Here is a 13,541-nt window from a genome sequence, read left to right on the forward strand (position 1 = left end):
ATGGCCGATTATCAGAAGATCAAAAAGGAACTCGAGGGCATCGCCGTTGAGGACAATCCCGCGCTTGTTCGCCAGAAGAGCCGGGATTTCTATTGGTACTCGCCGATCCTGAAGGCGCAGCTCGACAATGTAACGGCCGATCTCGTCGTCACGCCGAAGACCGAGGAAGAGGTCATTCGAACGCTGAAGGTCGCCTATGCCCATGGCGTGCCGGTCACGCCGCGCGGCGCTGGCACCGGCAATTACGGCCAGGCCATGCCGCTTTCCGGCGGCATCGTGCTGAACCTTGCAGCCATGGACAAGATCAAGGAGATCCATCCCGGCCGGGTCATCTGCGAACCGGGCATCGTGCTTGCCCAGCTCGACAAGCAGACCAAGGCGCATTCCGGCCAGGAGCTGCGATTCCACCCCTCCACCGCGCAGACGGCGACGGTCGGCGGCTTCATCGCCGGCGGCTCGGGCGGCGTCGGCTCGATCACCTGGGGCGGCTTGCGCGACCTCGGCAACATCCTGCGCCTGCGTGTTGTCACCATGGAGGCCGAACCGCGCGTCCTCGATCTCACCGGCTGGGATCTCCAGAAGGTGAGCCACGCCTACGGCACCAACGGCATCATCACCGAGATCGAGATGCCGCTTGCACCTGCCTATGACTGGGTCGACGTGCTCGTCGGCTATGACGACTTCATGGAAGCGGTGCGCTTCTCCGACGCGCTGGCGAAGTGCAACGGCATCCTCGTCAAGGAAATCGCCCCGATCGCCGCTCCCATTCCTTTCGATTATTTCACCCGCCACAAGCCCTACATCCGTCAGGGCCAATCGATCGTCGTGCTGATGATCGCACCGCACTCCATGGATGCCTTTCTTGCCTTCACGGCGGCGCAGAAGGGCGAGATCATGTTCCGCTCCGACAAGGTGGAAAGCATGCGCGGCATCCCGCATGCCTACGAGCTTGCCTGGAACCACACGACATTGCGTGCGCTGAAGGTCGACCCGAGCTTCACCTATCTGCAGGTTCAATATCCGGGACCCGATCATGTCGCCAAGGTCCGCAAGATGGTGGAGATCTTCGGTGACGAGGTGCCGGGTCATCTCGAATTCATCAAATTCGACGGCCAGATCCAGTGCTCGGGCCTGCCGCTGGTGCGTTATACCACCGAAGAGCGGCTGGAGGAGATCATCAAGATCCACCAGGACAATGGATGCCCGATCTTCAACCCGCACCGCTATACGCTGGAAGAGGGCGGCATGAAGCGCACCGATGCGGTTCAGCTCGCCTTCAAGCAGGAAACCGATCCGAAGGGCCTGCTCAATCCCGGCAAGATGATCGCGTGGGAAAATCCCGATTTCGATTTCAACGCCGGCAAGAACTATCTCTTCCCCGGCCTGGCGGCCCTGATGGAGGCTTCATGAGGGTTCTCGTCCTCCACTCTCACCCGGTCGAGGAAAGTTACGGCAAGGCGCTTTACCGGCAGACCGTCGAGAGCCTTGAGAAGGCCGGGCATACAGTGGATGGCTGCGACCTCTATGAAGAGCAGTTCGATCCGGTGCTCTCGCGCCGCGACCGGCTCATCTATCACGACTATCCGGAAAATCTGAAGCTGGTGGAACCGCATGTCGAAAGGTTGAAGGCGGCCGAGGGGCTGGTGATCTGCACCCCGATCTGGAACTTCGGCTTTCCGGCAATCCTCAAGGGATATTTCGACCGAGTCTGGCTGCCGGGCGTTTCCTTCGAACTGGTCAACGGCAAGGTGGAATCGCGGCTGCGCCACATCCGCAAGCTCGCCGCCGTCCTGACTTATGGCGCAACGCCCTTCCGGGCCTTTGCAGCCGGCAATCCGCCGAAGAAGATCGTCAAGCGCGTGCTGAGGGCGCAGATCAATCCGGTGAGACCGGTGACGTTCCTCGCCCATTACGACATGAACAATTGCACGTCGGAGACGCGGGCAAAGTTCCTCGCCCGCGTCGGAAACGCGATGGAGCGATTCTAGAATATTTTCGCGGCCGTCACTTCCACTTCGACCAGGAACTCAGGGCGCGTAAAGCCACCGATGACCAGCAAGGTGGAAACCGGCTTCGGATCGAGCGTATAGCGATCCCGCACGGCCATATAGGCCGGGAAATCCTCGCGGCGGGTGACGAAGCCCGAAATGCGGATCACATCGGCAAAACTCATCTCCGCCTCTTCGAGGATCGCTTTGATCGCCTCGAAGCAGAGTTCCGCCTGAGCAGTGATGTCGCTCGGAACAGCATCGTCGAGACCGATACCAAGCTGGCCCGACGTGACCAGAAGCGCTGCGCCGGGCGGCACCAGCAGGCCGTGATTGTAATTTCCGAAAGGCCGGCGCACCGAGGCCGGATTGAAGGTTTTCTTCATCGATCGCTCTGAAATTTCCTATAGGGCCGCAGATCCGGCGACCCTACAGGATGCGGCGGGATATGAGAATATCGCTGCCGCTGATGATGCGTTGCGAGGAATGATGAGGGACAACCCGCCTCGGAGGGGCCGAGGATCGTCCAGGTGCCAGTTCAATATCCGCGGCACCTAATCTGACGTCAGCCGCGTTTCATCTTTGCGTCACGCGCCGCGAAGCGACCAGGTGGATTGACCTGTTGCCTTCGAAGGCCCGTCCGCTGCGCTGCCCGTCCGCCGCGCTTTTGTCGCCGTCCAATTGAAACTGGTTGACCAGATCGCGCAGGCGGCCTGCCTCGGAGGACAATGAGGCAACGGCAGCCGTCGACTGCTCGACCATCGCGGCATTTTGCTGGGTCGCCTGGTCCATCTGATTGACTGCCGTGTTGATCTCGGCAAGTCCCGTCGACTGCTCGCGCGCCGATGTGGCAATCGCATCCATGAGTTGGTTGATCTGGACGACGTACTCACCGATCGACTTCAGCGACGTTCCGGTTTCGAGAACCAGTTTCACGCCATTTTCCACTTCGGTCGATGACTTTTGAATGAAGCCCTTGATTTCCTTAGCGGCTTGAGCTGCCCGCTGGGCAAGCTCGCGGACCTCCTGGGCGACCACGGCAAAACCTTTGCCCGCCTCTCCCGCACGGGCGGCTTCAACGCCGGCGTTCAGCGCCAGGAGGTTCGTCTGGAAGGCGATTTCATCAATTGCACCAATGATGTTCGAAATCTGCTGTGAACTGTCTTCGATGCGTCGCATGGCCTGTTCCGCCTGCGAGACGACCGTTGCCGACCGCTGAGCGCTGATATCGGCTTCTTTGGCCACATTGCGCGCCTCGTCGGTGCGTTTGGTCGCCATCGTCACATTCGACGTGATCTCGTCCAAGGCTGCAGCCGTCTCCTCGAGAGAGGCTGCTTGTTGTTCGGTGCGCTTGGAAAGATCCTGCGCGGCAGATGCAATTTCACCGGTACCATTATCGATGCTGTGCACCGTCTCGAGCACTGCGCCGATCGTCGCACCCAATTGCCGGAGCGAGGCGTTGAAGTCTTCGCGCAAGGCTTCATATTCGGCCGCAAATTGCTCCGAAAGCTGGAAGGATATGTCGCCTGCTGCAAGCCGCCGGAGACCTCCGCCCAAAGTCGTGGTCGCAAAGCGCAACTGTTCCGCCTCGTGTTCGGCGCGCTGCTGGGCTGCGGCGCGCGCGGCCTCGCTCTCGCTGCGGGATTCGGCGGCTTCCTTCTCGAGCCTGACGACGTTGAGGGCATTCTGACGAAAGATCTCAACCGCACCGGCCATTTCGCCGACTTCGTCGGCGCGACCGGCATGGGGAATATCACTGGCAAGATCGCCATCCGACAAGCGCCTCATGGCGGAAGCGATGCTTCGGATTGGGTTGGCGATGCCCGAAATCGCAAAGAAGATGCCGGCTATGGCAAGAAGCACGGCCAGCCCTGCGATCGCGGCCGTCAGCAGGAAAGCGGATTGTGCGGAATCACCGCTCGCGGTCACAAAGCCTTCGGCCTGGCTGAGAATGAAAGCGACCAGATCCGCCACCGCCTTGTTCACCAGCTCGGCTTGCGGCTCCATATTTTCCTTGAAGAGACGGATTGCTTCGGGCGTCTTCCCGTCATTTTCAGACGCGATCATTTGCTCTGCCAGCGTGCGATATTTGGCGAGTTCCGGCTTGATCTGATTGATCAGTTCGCGCCCCCGCTCGGTGCGGACACCTTTTTCGTATTTGGTGACAACCGTGTCCAGCGCGGCGCCGGCGGCGTTGATTTTTTGCTGCCCGACATTCCGCTCCTCTGCTGTATCCTCCAGGAGGTACTGGGCATAGACCAATTTCAGGTCGAGGAAGTCATCCTTGATCTCGCGGGCCGTCACAAGCCGCTGCATCCAGAAGGTCCCGATCTGCTCGGTATTGGCACGAAGTGTCGAAATCGTGCTCAGCGAGACATAGGACAGGCAGACCATGAACAAGCTTATGATCGACAGCTTCAGGATCAGGGCCTGTTTGATATTCGGGCGCTTCATGCGAGTCTCCACGAGTGGCATTTGGATCGACCGGGGGCCGGCTGATGCAAAATGTCGCACCGGATTCGATAATTTAGTATTAACTAAAAAATGTTCCCGCTTCATTTCCGAAGATCTTCTGAGTTGACCAATACTTCCGCGATCAATTAAACGCGCTGCGACCCAGAGTTCCTGAAAATTCAGGGAAATAGCAGCCACAACGAGCAAAAATGCCCCAATCTGAAGATCAACCTGCCGGCATTGAAATCGCTATTTGGCCGTATTCCGAGAGCGAAGGCGACGTGAACCGCTGGATGCCCTCGCTTTCACAAGATGAACGGGAGCGAGCCGCGACCTACCGGTTTGACCGGGATCGGGCCTCGTTCATTGCCGGCCGGTATCTGCTACGGCGGCTTTTGAGCGTGCATACCGGGACATCGCCGAGCAAGCTCGTATTGTCCGCGGACAGGCACGGCAAGCTGAGGCTTGAGGGGCGTGAGAGGCCGCAGTTCAGCCTCTCTAATGCTGACGGTCTTGTGGCGGTCGCTGTCGCTTCAGGATGTGATCACCTAGGAATCGACTGTGAACGCGCCGACGTCGAGATCGAGGAGGCGGCAGTGGATAGCTATTGCAGTGCAGATGAACGGCGGTGGCTGATGGAATTGCCTGCGCGCGAACGCGCACGCACGGCCATTGCACTTTGGACGCTCAAGGAGAGCCATTTGAAGGCACTCGGCGTCGGGCTGCGCGAGGATCCTCGCAACATTGCCTTTTCCTGGAAGGATGGCATCCCTGTCATGGTCGATGGCGGCGATTGCGATCGGCGATGGCATCACCGTCTGGTCGAAAGCGGCAGCCAGCATGTCGTTGCGCTGGCTGCCTGCTCTCAATCCGGCCACCCTGGCATTTCTACACGGCTATTTCAGGACGATAGCATGCCGTCCGAATAGCCGGCTCGGAGCTGATGAGGCATTGTGGAAGCGGTCTCCGTCGCCCAGGCCAGTTGCCCATTGTCGGGTTCCGCATCGAAATGCTGTCGGCCGAGAAGGGTATTGACGATGGTTGCGCTGCGCCAAGCCACGAGGCTGAGCTGAGAGTCGGCGATACCGTGCGAATAGCGCCCCGCATTCTGCGCAAACACCCGGTTGTTCCGCGGACCCGTCCACTGCATCGTGTAGTCGTCATTGAGCAGAGGATAGCCGTTTCTGTCGAGTGTTATCCTTTCGCCCAGCGAGCCGAGAGCATCCGGCAACCGGAACCGGTAGCCGGTGGCCAGCACCACCGCATCTGCATGAAGCACCTCGATTCCACCATCGAATTGGTTCCTGACAATGAGCCGATAGGCATTGCCGTTCCGCTCCATCTGAATCACGTCGCGATTGGGCGCCAGAGAGGCATTGAGTGCGCTCGGCTCGAGATAACGCAAGGCATAGAGGCGGCGGTAGATCGAGTGAATCGTCGAAATCGACAAGCCGTCGCTGGTCAGGATCGAGTTCTTCAAAGCGGCCTGCTTCTGCTCGCCGCCGAGCTTCAGATAGGCCTGCACGTATTCCGGCGAGAAGACCTGGTTCGAAAATGGCGTATCGTTGATCGGCTCGAAATTATGACGCCGGCTGATCCATGTCAGCTCCGTCATGGAACCGGGATCGGTAAGCAGGGCTTCGACGACCTCGCCACCGCTTTGACCGCCGCCGACCACGACGATGCGGGCGGCGGCGAGATCGCTGAGACGCGATTTGGCCTCGCTGTTGTGAAAGCAATCGGCGCCTAGAAACGGTTTTGCCCAGTCAGGCACGAAGGGTGAAGAACCCGTGCCGATCACCAGGTTTCGCGCTTCGTCCTGCCCATTGTCGAACCGCAGGAAGAAGCGGTCGTCGCGGTGCTCGACGTCGCGGATCTCCGTGCCAAAGCGCAGGCCGTCCACGCCGTTGGCGACCCAGGCGAGATAACGTGCAAACTCCTGCCGGGGGACGGCCTCATAATTGGCGTTCAGGAAAGCGTAGAGCCTCTTATGGGCAACCAGATAGGAGACGAATGACCAGCGGCTGGTCGGCAGGACCGGGGTGACGAGGTCTTTCAGAAAGGACGATTGCAGCTCGACGCCGGGCATCATCATGCCGGGATGCCAGTCGAACGAGTCTCGCCGCTCGAAGAAACGGCTTCCGATCTCGGGCACCGACTCGAACAGGCAGGCGAGGCTCAGATTGGACGGGCCGATGCCGATGCCAGCAATATCCAGCGGCTCGGCATCCCTGCGGCTAAAAGCGACGGTCATGCGATATCCTTCTCTGTTTCCTTGAGACGCAGGGCAAGCCTTGAGTGGAAGGCGGGAGACCCGATCATGTGCAGATGGTTGGTGCCGGTGATGATTTCGGCCGCACGCGCCCGCGGCGACAGGCGGCGCCAGTCGATCAGGTTGAGGCCGCGGTTGAGGCTGTCGTCGGCAGCCCAGGGATAGATCGGCACATCGTGGGGAACGAGCCGGTGCTTGCGGAAGATCAGGGCATTGTCGATAAGCACCCAGAAGGTATGCTCGCGGCTGCTGATATCAGGCCCGTCGTTTGGAAGCGGGTCCTTTTCGTCGCCGACAAAGCGCAGGAACTGGTCGTAAGTATCCGCGTCCATCGTCGACAGCAGCCGGTCCCATTCGGGACGCATCGCCGTTCTTCCAAGCCATGCCTGCACATCTCGATGAAGCTCATCGCGCTCGCCCGGCCGGAACCTCGGCTTTGCGCCGATCGCGAATTCCGATCCGAGGTCGCAAACATCGACCATCGCCATCATCCTGACGTCGACCTGATCACCGAGGGCGCGGGCAGCCTCATAGGCCAGAAGCCCACCCCACGACCAGCCGAGGAAATAGCAGGGCGCTCCGTGACTATGCGTCATGATATAGTCGACATAGCTCTCGATGATCTCTTCGACCGGGGCGCCGACGGCCTTTTTCTCGGAAAGCGAGTGGCAAATGAAGCCGGTCGCCGGCTGATCGGCTCCGAGATAGTCGACGAGCTTGACGTATTCGCGGGTGCTGACGAGAAGGCCTGGGAAGCAATAGAGCCGCGGCTTGGCGCCGGAAGCACGCAGCACGATCACCTCTGACAGATCCCGTTGGTCACCCTGCTCCATCACGCCGGCAAATGAGCGCACGGTCGGATTGTTGAAGATATCGGCGACGGTGAGCGGGGTTTTCGGCCGGCGCTGCCGCAGCTGCGAAAGGATGCGGATCGCACCAAGCGAGTTGCCGCCGATCGCGAAGAAATTGTCCTCGACGCTGATTGCTTCCAGCTTGAGAACCTGCCGCCAGACATCCAGCACCTCCTCTTCGAGCGCGGTCGCCGGCTCGACGATGGTGCGTTTGACCGGTTGTGGCGCTGGCAGCGCAAATCGATCGAGCTTGCTGTTCGGATTGGTCGGCATTTTCTCCAGTTCGACCACCGCAGCCGGCACCATATAGGATGGCAGGCTGCGTTCGAGGCCCGCGCGGATCGTCTCGACGTCCAACGTCTCGTCTTTCTTGGGAACGACGTAGGCAACGAGTGCCTTTTCGCCGCCGGCATCGCCATCGCGCAGGACAACCAGGGCTTCGCCGACGCCGGGCTGCTGCAGGAGCGCCGCTTCGATCTCACCGAGTTCGATCCGGTAACCACGAAGCTTCACCTGATGGTCGACACGACCGACGAATTCGACGGTCCCGTCATCACGCCAACGCGTCAGGTCGCCGGAACGATAAAGCCGGCCGCCCTCCGTGAAGAACGGATCGGGGATGAAGCGGTCCGCCGTCGTGTCCGGCTTGCCGAGGTAGCCGCGTGCGATACCTTCGCCGCCGATATAGAGCTCGCCGGTCACGCCGATCGGGCACGGATTGAGATCGGGGTCGAGCACATAGACGCGCCTTAACCCGACAGCGCGGCCGAGCGGAGCATAGACCCCCTGGAATTTCGTGCCGGCCCTCACCTTCCAGACCATCGGCGTCATGATGGTTTCGGTTGGCCCGTAGCCGTTGATCAGCCATTCCGATTTCAGCGCCCGCGACAGAAGATCGAAGGTCGGCTGCGCCAGCCCCTCGCCGCCGAAGGAGTAAAGCCGCATCGGCGGCGCACCGTCGGTGATGTCGGCCCATTCCGCCAGCTGCTGCAGATAGGTTGTGGGAATGCTCGCATTTTTGGCGCCGTGCTTGCGCATGGCCGTCAATGTCTCTTCCGGGGTCCACAGCGGCTGGTCGGGAAGAATGATACTGCCGCCCTCCATCAGCGGGTTCATCCATCGCTCGTGCCCGCCATCTGAGCTGAAAGGCAGGAACGGCAGCTCGCGGGAGGCCGAACTCATGCCATAGACACGCGAGGTGTTCTGCAGATGGTGCGTCAGCGGCCCGTGCTCGACGGCCACGCCCTTCGGCAATCCCGTCGATCCTGACGTGTACATGACATAGGCGAGCTGATCCTTGTGGATCGGCACATCAAGCGGCGTATCCGGCTCGCCGTCGAGGTCGATCTTGTCGAGTTCCAGGATAATGGTGTCGAGCTCTTCCGGCAGCCGATGGCGAAGCCAGCTGTGGGTCAGAACGATCTTGACGCCGCCATCGCGCAGAATGTGATGGTTGCGGACCGGCGGGTGGTCGGGCTCGACCGGGATATAGGCGCCGCCCGCCTTCAGCGTCGCGAGGATCCCGACGATCGCCTCGGGCGAGCGCTTGATGAAGATGGCGACCGTCACCTCGGCGCGAACACCCAGCTGACGTAAGCGATGTGCGAGACGGTTGGTGTTGGCCTCAAGCCAGCCATGGCTCCATTCCTCGTCGCCGTAGACGATCGCCGTCTTCTCCGGCGTCTGGCGTGAATGGACTGATATCAGCTCGTGGACCGGCCTGTCGTCGTTGACCACCTCGTCTTCGTAGGGCGCCGACAACTGGTCGAGCTCGTCACTGCCGACGAGTTCGATATCCTTGATCCGCACATTCGGCCGCGCGACGATCTGCTCGAGCACAAGGGTGAAATGGCGGGAGACACGGCCAACCAGAGCGCTGTCGTAGAGATCCTGTGCATAATCGATCAGCCCGGATGCGGCCCCATCCAGACCCGCTTCGATCACCAGGGAAAGCTCGCTGTCGGCGCGCGCGCCCAGCGGTTCCAGATTGGTTGCGTGCCCGGGGATCGAATACGGCTCGCGGAATTCGAACAGGGCCTTGACCACGGCTTCCTGGGCAGCCGCTTCGTCTACGGCCAGCTCCTGGGTGATGCGCTCCAGCGGAACGAGCTGGGCGAGCCCCTCCTCCGTTGCCGATGAGATCGCTGCGATGACATCGTCGAGAGAGCTTTTTGATTTCAGCGACAGGATGAGGGGAAGGACCTGTTCGGCACGGCCGCGGTTCGCAAGGTGTTTCCTCTCCGGCCGCGCGATCAGGAGCCCGGTCAGCAAAGCATAGTTGCCGCTGTAGCGTGCCAGCAGCGCGCAAAAGGCGGCATGAAGCACGCGCTCGACCTGATATCCATTATGCTGCGCATGTCGACCGAGCTTTTCCCAGAGACCCGGCTCGATCGAAAATCGATGTTGAGCGCGAGCCACACCTGCCAGCCCGCCGCTGTTGAAGCGGGTGGGAAAGGTCGAGGCCGAATAATCGAGACCGATCGTGTTCCGCCAATAGGATAGGGATTCCTGCGCCTGCTCGGTCTGCAGCCATTCAGCCTCCCGCGTCCCGGCCAAGATTTCGGCCAGCTGCGTTTCGCTGGCGGGTGCGCCGTCGAGAATTCGCGTCAGGGAGCTGGCAAGAATAGACTTCTCGCGATCGTCCGAGATCACGGGATGAAGCACGATGGTCAGAAGCGACTGCCCATCGGCAAGCAAGACAATCTGAACACGCGCCGGGGGACCAGCAAGGAGATCGAAGCGCCCGTCGCGGAAGGCTTTCTGGGCGGCCAACGCATCGGCCTCCGCAAGAGCAGCGCCTTCGCCGACAATCTCGATCGGCACCGCGGTCAATGCGCCGCAGTATTGCTCGACGCGGCCGCCCGCCAGCCTGCGGAAGCGGGTGGCAAGCGACGGATGTTGCGCCACGAGCGCCCGGCAGGCGCCGGCAATGGTCTTGACGCCGACGGCCGGGCTCAATCGCAGCGAAATAACCTGGTCGGGAAACACGGTGCCGTTGCCGATCTGCTCCAGCGACCAGATACGCTTCTGCGCGATCGTCAGCGGGAAGCTCTCGAAGACCGCATCGGTTGCGACATCGGTCGGGGTGGCATCTGCAAAGTTTGTGATCTGCTTGTTCATCCGTGCCATCCAGCCGTTTTCAGAGACGCGCGTCGCCGGCGATTGCCGAGCGCAAAGAGAGCGGGCGCGGATCCGCCCAGACGTCAGCAATATGCGCTAGGCATTGTTGGCGCGAACCGGCAAAACCCGCCGGCTCCCAGCCCAGGGGAATCCGCTTGTCCAGCGGCCAGACCGAGTAGCGACGCTCGGTGTCGATGACGGCGATCCAGAGATCGCCGTGAGGGTCAAGATTATCCATTCGCAGCTCCTGCGGTGATGATGGCCATGCGCAAGTGACGGATCCGGCAGGCTGCAGTTTAGAAAATTGATGAGAATTTTTTTCTTCGCTTATCCCTAAATCAAGCGGGAGATGGATCGTCATTCTACCAAATCGGTACAAGAGCACGCTTCATACTCGCAGCGCCAAAAGCCCGACCGGCCCCCGACCGGCCAAGGAGAACATCATGGATTTCGATGCCGTCAAACAAAGGCGCGCTCTGCAGTCGCGCAGCTACGTCAGCCTCGCCCCCAATCTGATCCACCTCAAGACCGCTTACGGCCACCACGAAGCCGCATTCGAGGTTGAGGCCGGCATCGCGTCGGTGACCTTCTACCATGGCGATCCGGTGCAATCGCCGGAGCTTCTTATGGCGGCCGCCGAAGCCGTGACGGCAGAAGATCGCTCGATCACCTCAGTCGTCTTCGAAGGGCATCAAGCAAGCCTTCCCAGACACATTGCGGATGCCGACGGAAGGCTCGATTCGGCGATCCTGTGGCAATGGCCATCGCTGTGGCTGCCGCAGCTGTCCTATCCGCTGCCGCCCGTGCAGGAGATGACCGCGGGCCGGTATCATCCGCGTCGACCGGCAAAGCCGAAAGGCACGATCTACAGGCGTTTCATCCCCTGGCTGGAACGGGAAATCACCTTCACGGTGGCCGATCCCGAGACCGATCTTGCAGCATTTCATCGCTGGATGAACGATGAGCAGGTCAACACGATCTGGGAGGATGCGGGTTCGATCGACAAACATCGCGAGATCCTGGAGGAGAGGATCGCTGATCCGCATGTCCTGCCGCTGATCGGCAGTTTCGCGGACATTCCCTTCGGCTATTTCGAGGTCTATTGGGCGAAAGAGAACCGGCTCGGTCCCTTCTACGACGCCGACGACTATGATCGTGGATGGCATGTCGCGATCGGCGAGCCCGGTTATCGCGGCAAGAAATGGATCAGCGCATGGCTTCCTTCGCTGATGCATTTCATCTTCCTCGACGATCCGCGCACGAAGCGCATCGTCGGCGAGCCGCGCGCCAGTCACGAACAGCAGATCCGCAACCTCGACCGTTCGGGTTTTGCCAAGGTCAAGCATTTCGATTTTCCGCATAAGCGGGCGCTCCTGGTCATGCTTGGCCGCGAGCGTTTCTTCGGCGATCGTCTCTGGGTGCCGGCATCATGAACGACATGAGCGACGCAAGCGGCAGCTTCCGAAGACGGCAGCGCCTCGCCCCGGAGGACCTTGCCAGTCCTGAGCTTTTCAGGCTGCTGCTTCGGCTTGGGCTGCCGGCGATGTTCGGCCTGTCGATCAACGCCGCCCATCACACGATCAACATGATCTTCGTCGGAATGATCGGTGAAGACCAGATCGCGGCGATCATGATCGTCCTGCCGGTACTCATGCTCGTCGCCGCCTTCGGCGAAGGGATCGGCGTCGGTGTCGCAACCGAGGTCGGGCGGATGCTCGGAGCCGGCAATCGATCCCGGGCCGGCGCCATTGCCTCGATCAGCCTTGCGGCCGGCGTCGTCTTCGGCGCGGCAAGCGCTCTCGCAATCCACGCATTTCCAGATTTGCTGCTGTTTGGCGCCACGCCTGCCCTTCAGCCGCTCGCGCAGCAATATCTGATGATCATAGCGGCCTCGGTGCCGCTGACGATGGCGCAGATCATTCTCGATTTCGTGGCGATCGCAGAGGGCAATGCTCGCTTCAGCATGTGGACGCTGGTCGCCTGCTTTGCGCTGAACATGATCCTCGACCCGATCATGATCTTTGGCTTCGGCCTCGGCCTGCAGGGCGTTGCAATCGCAACCATCCTGTCCCAGCTCGTCGCGCTTTGCATCTATGCTGCTTACCACGCCAGGCGACTTGGGACGGTCCGGCTGACGTTTGGCTGGCGGTGGGGAGATATCGGCTATCTCAAACCTGTGCTTGCAGTCGGCGCACCGACGACGCTGACCAGTCTCGCAACCGCAGGCGCGATTGCGGCAATGGTATCGCTCGCCGGCACCTATCACGGAGAAGCCGGCATCGCCGGCGTCGGGATTGCCTTGCGGCTGCTTGCTGTGGGAACACTCCCCGTCCTCGGCATTTCACTCGGGGCCCAGTCGATCCTGAGCTTTGCATGGGGTCGAGGCGATACAGCTCGGGTGCTGTCGGCAGCCCGCATCCTGACAGTGGTTACAAGTGCGGTCAGTGGCGCCTATGGGCTCACCGCGCTCGCCTTCTCCGAAGAGCTTGCCTCGTTCTTCACCGACGATGCGACGGTGATCGGGATCGCGGCGCAAGCGATCGTCGCAACCCATCTTCCGCTTCTGCTGTTCGGCCTGCGGCAAACGGTGCTGATCCTCTTCCAGGCTCAGGGCAGAGCGAAAGCGGCGGTTGCTATCGGTCTGGCGCAGAATGGATATCTTCTGTTTCCGCTGCTGGCTCTCCTGCCGCCGTTCTTCGGCTTTTCAGGCTTGCTGGCAGCAATGTTCCTGGCCTCTGCCCTGACCGGGTTGCTGTCGGCCGTCTGCCTGGTGAGGGCACTTCGTGCGCTCCGGCAGCGCTCCGCCGACCATCTCACCTCCATCCGTCCATATCCCAGCTTTTGTCCATGAGAGGA

At 60.9% G+C, this 13,541-nt stretch carries 10 protein-coding genes; 5 read left to right on the forward strand and 5 right to left on the reverse strand.

The window, feature by feature from the left end:
- Entirely contained in the window at positions 1-1,410 is a 1,410-nt protein-coding gene (locus tag RLCC275e_RS24610; protein ID WP_033183097.1) for an FAD-binding oxidoreductase, read from the forward strand.
- Positions 1,407-1,988 (forward strand): NAD(P)H-dependent oxidoreductase, encoded by a 582-nt coding sequence (locus RLCC275e_RS24615; protein WP_033183096.1) that lies wholly within the window; start codon positions 1,407-1,409, stop codon positions 1,986-1,988. The genes RLCC275e_RS24610 and RLCC275e_RS24615 overlap by 4 nt, the downstream gene beginning before the upstream one ends.
- Here the strand turns inward: RLCC275e_RS24615 and RLCC275e_RS24620 are convergent.
- Both RLCC275e_RS24620 and RLCC275e_RS24625 read right to left on the reverse strand, forming a co-directional pair.
- On the reverse strand, positions 1,985-2,374 hold the full coding sequence (locus RLCC275e_RS24620; protein ID WP_033183095.1) for a RidA family protein: 390 nt from the start codon (positions 2,372-2,374) through the stop codon (positions 1,985-1,987). The genes RLCC275e_RS24615 and RLCC275e_RS24620 overlap by 4 nt on opposite strands.
- A gap of 190 nt (positions 2,375-2,564) precedes the next feature.
- A complete protein-coding gene (locus RLCC275e_RS24625) occupies positions 2,565-4,442 on the reverse strand; it encodes a HAMP domain-containing methyl-accepting chemotaxis protein (RefSeq protein WP_033183094.1) in 1,878 nt (625 codons plus the stop codon).
- Positions 4,443-4,651: 209 nt separating this feature from the next.
- On the opposite strand from RLCC275e_RS24625, the gene RLCC275e_RS24630 reads away from it, so the two are divergent.
- Positions 4,652-5,371, forward strand: a complete 720-nt coding sequence (locus RLCC275e_RS24630) for a 4'-phosphopantetheinyl transferase family protein (protein WP_033183093.1) — start codon at positions 4,652-4,654, stop codon at positions 5,369-5,371.
- Here the strand turns inward: RLCC275e_RS24630 and RLCC275e_RS24635 are convergent.
- Genes RLCC275e_RS24635 through RLCC275e_RS24645 form a run of 3 tightly spaced genes read right to left on the reverse strand, consistent with a single transcriptional unit; the run spans position 5,344 to position 10,923 of the window.
- Positions 5,344-6,696 carry a lysine N(6)-hydroxylase/L-ornithine N(5)-oxygenase family protein gene (locus RLCC275e_RS24635; RefSeq protein WP_033183092.1) on the reverse strand — a complete coding sequence of 451 codons (1,353 nt, stop codon included), beginning with the start codon at positions 6,694-6,696 and terminating at the stop codon, positions 5,344-5,346. The two genes, RLCC275e_RS24630 and RLCC275e_RS24635, sit on opposite strands and share 28 nt — an antisense overlap.
- On the reverse strand, positions 6,693-10,685 hold the full coding sequence (locus RLCC275e_RS24640; protein WP_033183484.1) for a non-ribosomal peptide synthetase: 3,993 nt from the start codon (positions 10,683-10,685) through the stop codon (positions 6,693-6,695). The genes RLCC275e_RS24635 and RLCC275e_RS24640 overlap by 4 nt, the downstream gene beginning before the upstream one ends.
- Positions 10,686-10,704: 19 nt before the next feature.
- Entirely contained in the window at positions 10,705-10,923 is a 219-nt protein-coding gene (locus RLCC275e_RS24645; RefSeq protein ID WP_033183091.1) for an MbtH family protein, read from the reverse strand.
- A 205-nt stretch (positions 10,924-11,128) separates the two neighbouring features.
- Between RLCC275e_RS24645 and RLCC275e_RS24650 the strand changes: the two genes are divergently transcribed.
- On the forward strand, positions 11,129-12,118 hold the full coding sequence (locus RLCC275e_RS24650) for a GNAT family N-acetyltransferase (RefSeq protein WP_033183090.1): 990 nt from the start codon (positions 11,129-11,131) through the stop codon (positions 12,116-12,118).
- Positions 12,115-13,536, forward strand: coding sequence for an MATE family efflux transporter (locus RLCC275e_RS24655; protein ID WP_130707967.1), 1,422 nt, complete (start codon positions 12,115-12,117; stop codon positions 13,534-13,536). The genes RLCC275e_RS24650 and RLCC275e_RS24655 overlap by 4 nt, the downstream gene beginning before the upstream one ends.
- Positions 13,537-13,541: the final 5 nt, after the last annotated feature.

This window comes from Rhizobium brockwellii (genome assembly GCF_000769405.2).
In the GTDB taxonomy this organism is placed as follows: Bacteria; Pseudomonadota; Alphaproteobacteria; order Rhizobiales; family Rhizobiaceae; genus Rhizobium; species Rhizobium brockwellii.

Coding starts and splice junctions, on each gene's coding strand:
- RLCC275e_RS24610 (WP_033183097.1), top strand. CDS start 1: ATGGCCGATTATCAGAAGATCAAAAAGGAACTCGAGGGCATCGCCGTT.
- RLCC275e_RS24615 (WP_033183096.1), top strand. CDS start 1,407: ATGAGGGTTCTCGTCCTCCACTCTCACCCGGTCGAGGAAAGTTACGGC.
- RLCC275e_RS24620 (WP_033183095.1), bottom strand. CDS start 2,374: ATGAAGAAAACCTTCAATCCGGCCTCGGTGCGCCGGCCTTTCGGAAAT.
- RLCC275e_RS24625 (WP_033183094.1), bottom strand. CDS start 4,442: ATGAAGCGCCCGAATATCAAACAGGCCCTGATCCTGAAGCTGTCGATC.
- RLCC275e_RS24630 (WP_033183093.1), top strand. CDS start 4,652: ATGCCCCAATCTGAAGATCAACCTGCCGGCATTGAAATCGCTATTTGG.
- RLCC275e_RS24635 (WP_033183092.1), bottom strand. CDS start 6,696: ATGACCGTCGCTTTTAGCCGCAGGGATGCCGAGCCGCTGGATATTGCT.
- RLCC275e_RS24640 (WP_033183484.1), bottom strand. CDS start 10,685: ATGAACAAGCAGATCACAAACTTTGCAGATGCCACCCCGACCGATGTC.
- RLCC275e_RS24645 (WP_033183091.1), bottom strand. CDS start 10,923: ATGGATAATCTTGACCCTCACGGCGATCTCTGGATCGCCGTCATCGAC.
- RLCC275e_RS24650 (WP_033183090.1), top strand. CDS start 11,129: ATGGATTTCGATGCCGTCAAACAAAGGCGCGCTCTGCAGTCGCGCAGC.
- RLCC275e_RS24655 (WP_130707967.1), top strand. CDS start 12,115: ATGAACGACATGAGCGACGCAAGCGGCAGCTTCCGAAGACGGCAGCGC.